Annotated in this window: 7 protein-coding genes; 3 read left to right on the top strand and 4 right to left on the bottom strand. The window is 72.2% G+C overall.

Annotated features, from left to right (window positions below):
* Nucleotides 1-135: 135 nt before the first annotated feature.
* Nucleotides 136-525 carry a hypothetical protein gene (locus ACFYO8_RS16110; RefSeq protein WP_354872518.1) on the bottom strand — a complete coding sequence of 130 codons (390 nt, stop codon included), beginning with the start codon at nucleotides 523-525 and terminating at the stop codon, nucleotides 136-138.
* A 40-nt stretch (nucleotides 526-565) separates the two neighbouring features.
* Nucleotides 566-1,279 (bottom strand): hypothetical protein, encoded by a 714-nt coding sequence (locus tag ACFYO8_RS16105; RefSeq protein ID WP_354872520.1) that lies wholly within the window; start codon nucleotides 1,277-1,279, stop codon nucleotides 566-568.
* Between ACFYO8_RS16105 and ACFYO8_RS16100 the strand changes: the two genes are divergently transcribed.
* Nucleotides 1,278-1,466, top strand: a complete 189-nt coding sequence (locus tag ACFYO8_RS16100) for a hypothetical protein (protein ID WP_354872849.1) — start codon at nucleotides 1,278-1,280, stop codon at nucleotides 1,464-1,466. The two genes, ACFYO8_RS16105 and ACFYO8_RS16100, sit on opposite strands and share 2 nt — an antisense overlap.
* A 41-nt stretch (nucleotides 1,467-1,507) precedes the next feature.
* The gene (locus ACFYO8_RS16095) at nucleotides 1,508-2,314 is read left to right on the top strand and encodes a hypothetical protein (protein WP_354872522.1); all 807 of its coding nucleotides are present in this window, start codon (nucleotides 1,508-1,510) and stop codon (nucleotides 2,312-2,314) included.
* Nucleotides 2,315-2,359: 45 nt separating this feature from the next.
* On the opposite strand, the gene ACFYO8_RS16090 is transcribed toward ACFYO8_RS16095, so the two are convergent.
* Nucleotides 2,360-3,013, bottom strand: coding sequence for a DedA family protein (locus ACFYO8_RS16090; RefSeq protein ID WP_354872525.1), 654 nt, complete (start codon nucleotides 3,011-3,013; stop codon nucleotides 2,360-2,362).
* A 24-nt stretch (nucleotides 3,014-3,037) separates the two neighbouring features.
* The gene (locus tag ACFYO8_RS16085) at nucleotides 3,038-3,394 is read right to left on the bottom strand and encodes a VOC family protein (protein WP_354872528.1); all 357 of its coding nucleotides are present in this window, start codon (nucleotides 3,392-3,394) and stop codon (nucleotides 3,038-3,040) included.
* A gap of 156 nt (nucleotides 3,395-3,550) precedes the next feature.
* Between ACFYO8_RS16085 and ACFYO8_RS16080 the strand changes: the two genes are divergently transcribed.
* On the top strand, nucleotides 3,551-6,406 hold the full coding sequence (locus tag ACFYO8_RS16080) for an aconitate hydratase (protein ID WP_354872531.1): 2,856 nt from the start codon (nucleotides 3,551-3,553) through the stop codon (nucleotides 6,404-6,406).
* Nucleotides 6,407-6,516 lie beyond the last annotated feature (110 nt).

The following is a 6,516-nucleotide window of genomic DNA, read 5'->3' as shown; positions in this document are numbered from 1 at the left end:
CTGGTCACCGAGGAGGACCTCCCCGAACCGGGTGTGCACTCGGCCCCCGCGGCCGAGGGGGGGGCCGGTGCCCCCCCCCGCGGGCGCCGGGGGGGGGGGGGGCCGGCCGGGGGGGCCGGCCGCCCCACCACCAGCTCAGGAGGTACGGATGACGGTGCAGATCACCGGGCCGTCGTCGGTGGCCCGCAACAGGTAGCGGTAGCGCTCGCCGGGCACCGCGCCGCCCTGGCTGTCCAGGAACTCCCAGCGCACCGCCACCTCGGTGAGCAGCGCCGAGATCTGCTGCACGTCCTCGATCTGCGCGTTGGCGGCGACGAGTTCCCGCTCCTGGTAGTCGGGGGCGGCGCCGACGAAGCTGAGCGCCACCGCCGCGGGCGAGGTGAACGAGAAGCTGTAGGTGTCGGCGACCACCAGCCCGGGCAGGGCGTAGCAGCCGGCGATGGCCGGCACGTCGGCGGTGGTCAGCGCCACGCCGTACCGGTCGAAGAAGTCGGTGAGCGTGTCGAGGTCGGTGGAAGCCGTCACGACGCTCCTCATTACCGGCCCGCGACGACGGCAAACCTGGTCAGCGCGGCCGGACCTCCACCTCGATCTCGGCGCCGAGGTGCGCGCCGCCGCTGAGGGCGAGGTCGTCGCCGCTCCAGAACCGGCCCGGGTCGTACCAGTTGGGCCGCCGGCCGGCGGGCAGCAGGCCCATCGCCTCGTAGGTCACCGCCACCACTTCGGCGCAGTACGCCGTCTCCAACGCGTTGTCGCTGTTCTTGCCCCCGTCCGCGGTCTCGCCCCCGTGACCGGTCCGGTCCCGGTCCCGGTCGCCGATCCTTCCCCTGATGGCGCCGAGGTTCAGGAGGCGCGGGTTCGGCAGCCGGCCCCGGGCCCACCGCCAGGCGAGCTGCGCGGTGGACGGGAACGGCGTCCCGTCCAGCCGTGCCACGGTACGCAGCACCGCCTCCTCCATCGCGGTGTCGGCCGGTGGTTCGAGCTGGCGCAGCCAGCCCCGCTGGCCGTACCGGTTGGCCCAGACGCAGACCGCGTCCCGCAGGTCGTGCAGCTGCACCCCGCGCTGGTGGGTGCCGGTCCACATGTCCGGTAGCGTTCGGCCCAGCTCGGCGTGCCACATCAGCGGCGGCATGTCGTCGAGCACCACGGCCATGCCCACGTGGTTCACCGGGCTGTTCGTGGTGAACTGGATGGCCCGGTCGGGCACGCTGCGTCCGCGGAACACCCACAGATCGCCGGTACGGGTCAGCTCCACGGCCTCGTCCAGGCTGATGCTCATGGAGGACTACCCTATGCGGATGCGGCAACGGATGCGGTGGTGGAAGGTACTCGGTCTCGCGGGCCTCGCCGGCGTCGCGGCGACCGGGGTGGTGGTGGCCCGGGCGGAACGGCGGCGCCGGGCCTACACGCCGGAGGAGGTCCGGGACCGGCTGCGCGAACGGCACGCCAAGGCCTCGCCGTCCTGATCGGACGGTCTCGTGGCGGCGGTTCTTCTACCATCGCAGTGATGCGGACCGTTTTCTGGGAGAGCCCGTTCGTCCTCGATCCCCCACCGGCCGCCGTGGAGCGGCACGGCGACGTCGACCTGCACGTGCCCGCCGGCGACGGCCGGCGTCCCGCGGTGGTCGTCGTGCACGGCGTGCCGGGGCCGCCCGACGCCCCCGACGCGCGGGACTGGCCGCTCTACCGGGGCTACGGCGCGCTGCTCGCCGAGGCCGGCGTGCTGACCGCGATCCCCCGGCTCACCGTCGCGAGCCCGGACGACATGCACGCGGTCGCCGCACGGGTGTCCGACGCCGCCGGACAACTCCGCGCCGACCCGCGCGTCGACCCCGACCGGCTCGGCCTCTGGTTCTTCTCCGGCGCCGGCCTGCTGCTCGGTGACTGGCTCCGCGACCCGCCCGCCTGGCTGCGCGGCGTGGCCGCGACCTACCCGCTGCTGGCCCCGCTGCCCGGATGGCCGCCGGTGGATCCGCGCTTCCGCCCGATCGACGCCCTCGACCAGCCCACCGACCGCGACGGCACCGCCCCACCGAACCCGGTCTCCCCCGACGACGCGGCCGTCGACGCCACGCGGGTGGAGGAGGCGGCACGGCCGACGCTCGTGCTGACCCGGGCAGGGCGGGAACGTCCCGAGGTCGCCCCCACCATCGAGGCGTTCACCGCTGTCGCGCGCCGGCGCGGCATCCCCCTGCACGTGGTGGACGTGCCGAACGGGCAGCACGGCTTCGACGCGCTGGACCACACCGAGGAGTCCCGCGCCGCCGTCCGCACCGCCCGCGACTCCCTGCTCAACCTGCTCACCGCCCCTTGACCGCCGGCGTCTTGGCGACTCCTCGCCCTGACGGGTGGGTGAGCGTCAGCGGTCGGCTGCGGGGATCGGCTCCGGGGCGTCGGGCGTCTCGGACGGGTGCAGGCGCTTGGCGCGGCGGCGCAGCCACGCGGTGCTGACCACTCCGGCCACCACCGCCAGCACCAGCCCGGCCCAGGAGATGTCCTTGAGCCAGTGCTCGGCGGCCTGCCCCACGTAGAACAGCAGGTAGGTGGTGCCGAACGCCCAGACCAGCCCGCCTGCCGCGTTCGCGACCAGGAACCGGCGGTACGGCACGCGCAGGGCGCCGGCGAGCGGGCCGGCGAGGATGCGCAGCAGCGCGACGAACCGCCCGAAGAACACCGCCCAGGCGCCGTGCCGGGCGAAGCTCAGCTCGGCGCGGGCCAGGTGTGCCGGGCCGAGGTGTTTCGGGAAGCGCCGGCCGAGCCGTTCCAGCAGGGGACGGCCACCGCGCCGGCCCACCGCGTACCCGATGGAGTCGCCGACGATGGCGCCGGTGGCCGCGGCGGCTGCCACCCACTCGGGCCCGACCGCGCCGGTGGCGGCGAGCAGGGCGGCGCTGACCAGCACGATCTCGCCGGGGAGCGGGATGCCCATGCTCTCCACGCCGATCACCACGCCCACCAGCAGGCAGATCAGGCCCGGTGGGAGCGCGGCGAGCCAGTGCTGTACGTCGACCACCAGCCGACCCTACCCGCGCCGGCGTCAGCCCGCGGGGGCCAGGAACTCCAGCCGGTTGCCGTGCGGGTCGTACGTGTGGAACCGCCGCATGCCGGGAATCTCGTCGTCGCCCCAGGTCACGGCGTGCCCGGCGGCGTCCAGGCGGGCGGCCAGCTCGTCCAGGTCGGGACGCACCAGCGCGGGGTGTGCCTTGCGGGCGGGGCGGAAGTCGTCCTCGACGCCCAGGTGCAGTTCGGCGTCGTACCCGGTGAACCAGCAACCGCCGCGGGCGGCGAGGGCCGGGGGTTTGGGCTTCTCGGTGAGGCCGAGCAGGCCGGTGTAGAAGGAGCGGGACGCGTCCTCGGAGCCGCGGGGGCAGGCGAGCAGGACGTGATGGATCATGGTGGCACCTCCTCGTCCCGCAGCGTGGCACGAGGTTGCGTGAATAGCAAGACGGACGTACGGTTTTGTAAAGACCGACGCAGGTAAGTGTTGCCTAAGCAGGGCAGCGCCCCGGTCGGTGCGACAAACTGCTCAGGACTACTCACGGTCGCTGGTGTGAAGGAGTACGACGTGGCGAGCCTCGACACCTTCGGTGCGAAGACCCAGCTACGCGTCGGAGACGCGAGCTACGAGATTTTCAGGATCGACAAGGTGGAGGGCCACGAGCGGCTGCCCTACAGCTTGAAGATCCTGCTGGAGAACCTGCTGCGGACCGAGGACGGCGCGAACATCACCGCCGACCACATCCAGCAGCTCGGCGCGTGGGATGCCACCGCCGACCCGAGCGTGGAGATCCAGTTCACCCCGGCGCGGGTGCTGATGCAGGACTTCACCGGCGTGCCCTGCGTGGTCGACCTGGCCACCATGCGCGAGGCGGTACGTGACCTGGGCGGCGACGCCACCAAGGTCAACCCGCTGGCCCCGGCCGAGCTGGTCATCGACCACTCGGTCATCGCCGACCTGTTCGGCCGCGAGGACGCCTTCGAGCGCAACGTCGAGCTGGAGTACGAGCGCAACAAGGAGCGCTACCAGTTCCTGCGCTGGGGCCAGACCGCGTTCAACGAGTTCAAGGTCGTGCCGCCGGGCACCGGCATCGTGCATCAGGTCAACATCGAGTACCTGGCTCGTACGATCATGGAGCGCAACGGCCAGGCGTACCCGGACACGGTCGTCGGCACCGACTCGCACACCACCATGGTCAACGGCCTGGGCGTGCTGGGCTGGGGCGTCGGCGGCATCGAGGCCGAGGCCGCGATGCTCGGCCAGCCGGTCAGCATGCTGATCCCCCGCGTGGTCGGCTTCAAGCTGCACGGCGAGATGCCGGCCGGCACCACCGCCACCGACCTGGTGCTGACCATCACCGAGATGCTGCGCAAGCACGGCGTGGTCGGCAAGTTCGTCGAGTTCTACGGCCCGGGCGTGAGCGCGGTGCCGCTGGCCAACCGCGCCACCATCGGCAACATGTCGCCGGAGTACGGCTCGACCGTGGCGATCTTCCCGATCGACGCCGAGACCGTCCGCTACCTGGAGCTGACCGGCCGGGACCCGCAGCAGGTGGCGCTGGTCGAGGCGTACGCCAAGGAGCAGGGCCTCTGGCACGACCCGGAGCGCGAGCCGGAGTACTCCGAGCGCCTGGAGCTGGACCTCGGCACCATCGAGCCGTCGCTGGCCGGCCCGAAGCGCCCGCAGGACCGGGTGCCGCTGGGCAGCGCCAAGACGCTGTTCCGCGCCGCGCTCAGCGACTACGTGGCCGCCGACGAGACCGGTGGCGACCCGGGCCGCAAGCCGGGCGTGCCGCAGCAGGAGAAGCCGTTCGGCGCCGACGGCCCGGCCGACGAGGCGTCGGCCGAGTCCTTCCCGGCCAGCGACTCCCCCGCCAACGGCGTGAACGACCCGGCGGACGCGCCGCGCGACCTGGAGACGGCAGCGGTGGGCGCGGGCGGCCGGGCCAGCAACCCGGTACGCGTGACCGGCGCCGACGGCGTCGAGTACGAGCTGGACCACGGCGCCGTGGTGATCGCCGCGATCACCTCCTGCACCAACACCTCGAACCCGCAGGTGATGATCGGCGCCGCGCTGCTGGCCCGTAACGCGGTGGAGAAGGGCCTGGCCCGCAAGCCGTGGGTGAAGACCACCCTGGCGCCGGGCTCGAAGGTCGTCATGGACTACTACGACCGTGCCGGCCTGACCCCGTACCTGGACAAGCTCGGCTTCAACCTGGTCGGCTACGGCTGCACCACCTGCATCGGCAACTCCGGCCCGCTGCCGGAGGAGGTCTCGGCCGCCGTCAACGACGGTGACCTGGCCGTCGTGTCGGTGCTGTCCGGCAACCGCAACTTCGAGGGCCGGATCAACCCGGACGTCAAGATGAACTACCTGGCGTCCCCGCCGCTGGTGGTCGCGTACGCGCTCGCCGGCACCATGGACATCGACCTGGCCAACGAGCCGATCGGCGAGGACGCCCAGGGCAACCCGGTGTACCTGCGGGAGATCTGGCCGAACAGCGCCGAGATCCAGGACGTCATCGCCTCCGCGATCGGCGCGACCGGCTTCAGCGCCGCATACGCCGACGTGTTCGCCGGTGACGAGCGCTGGCAGTCGCTGCCCACCCCGACCGGTGACACGTTCTCCTGGGACGGCGAGTCGACGTACGTGCGCAAGCCCCCGTACTTCGAGGGCATGCAGCAGGAGCCGACCCCGGTGCAGGACATCGCCGACGCGCGGGTGCTGGCCAAGCTGGGTGACTCGGTGACCACCGACCACATCTCCCCGGCCGGCTCGATCAAGGCGGACTCCCCCGCCGGCAAGTACCTGGCCGAGCACGGCGTGGCCCGGCACGAGTTCAACTCGTACGGCTCCCGCCGGGGCAACCACGAGGTCATGATCCGGGGCACGTTCGCCAACATCCGGCTGCGCAACCAGCTCGTGCCGGGTGTCGAGGGTGGCTTCACCGTCAACCACCTGACCGGCGAGCAGACCTCGATCTACGACGCCTCGATGGCCTACCAGGAGGCGGGCGTCCCCCTGGTCATCCTGGCCGGCAAGGAGTACGGCTCGGGTTCGTCGCGGGACTGGGCGGCGAAGGGCACCATGCTGCTGGGCGTGAAGGCGGTCATCGCCGAGTCGTACGAGCGGATCCACCGCTCGAACCTGATCGGCATGGGCGTGCTGCCGCTGCAGTTCCCGGGCGGCGAGACCGCCGAGTCGCTGGGCCTGACCGGCACGGAGACGTTCTCGATCAGCGGCGTCACCGCGCTGAACGACGGCGACACCCCGCGCACGGTGAAGGTCACCACCGACACCGGCGTGGAGTTCGACGCCGTGGTCCGCATCGACACCCCGGGTGAGGCGGACTACTACCGGCACGGCGGCATCCTGCAGTACGTGCTGCGCCGCATGATCGCGAGCTGAACCCGCTTGTCAGGAAGGGCCCCTTTTCAACAGACGTCTGTTGAAAAGGGGCCCTTCCTGACATCTCAGCGCAGGCGGAGCGCGACCTCCTCGCACGGGAGCTACGAGGA

The organism is Micromonospora sp. NPDC005257 (assembly GCF_042872445.1).
Classification (GTDB): Bacteria; Actinomycetota; Actinomycetes; order Mycobacteriales; family Micromonosporaceae; genus Micromonospora.
Note: the sequence above shows the minus strand (reverse complement) of the source record. Positions and strands in the feature narration are given on the sequence as shown.

Coding starts and splice junctions, on each gene's coding strand:
- ACFYO8_RS16105 (WP_354872520.1), bottom strand. CDS start 1,279: ATGAGCATCAGCCTGGACGAGGCCGTGGAGCTGACCCGTACCGGCGAT.
- ACFYO8_RS16095 (WP_354872522.1), top strand. CDS start 1,508: ATGCGGACCGTTTTCTGGGAGAGCCCGTTCGTCCTCGATCCCCCACCG.
- ACFYO8_RS16085 (WP_354872528.1), bottom strand. CDS start 3,394: ATGATCCATCACGTCCTGCTCGCCTGCCCCCGCGGCTCCGAGGACGCG.
- ACFYO8_RS16100 (WP_354872849.1), top strand. CDS start 1,278: ATGGAGGACTACCCTATGCGGATGCGGCAACGGATGCGGTGGTGGAAG.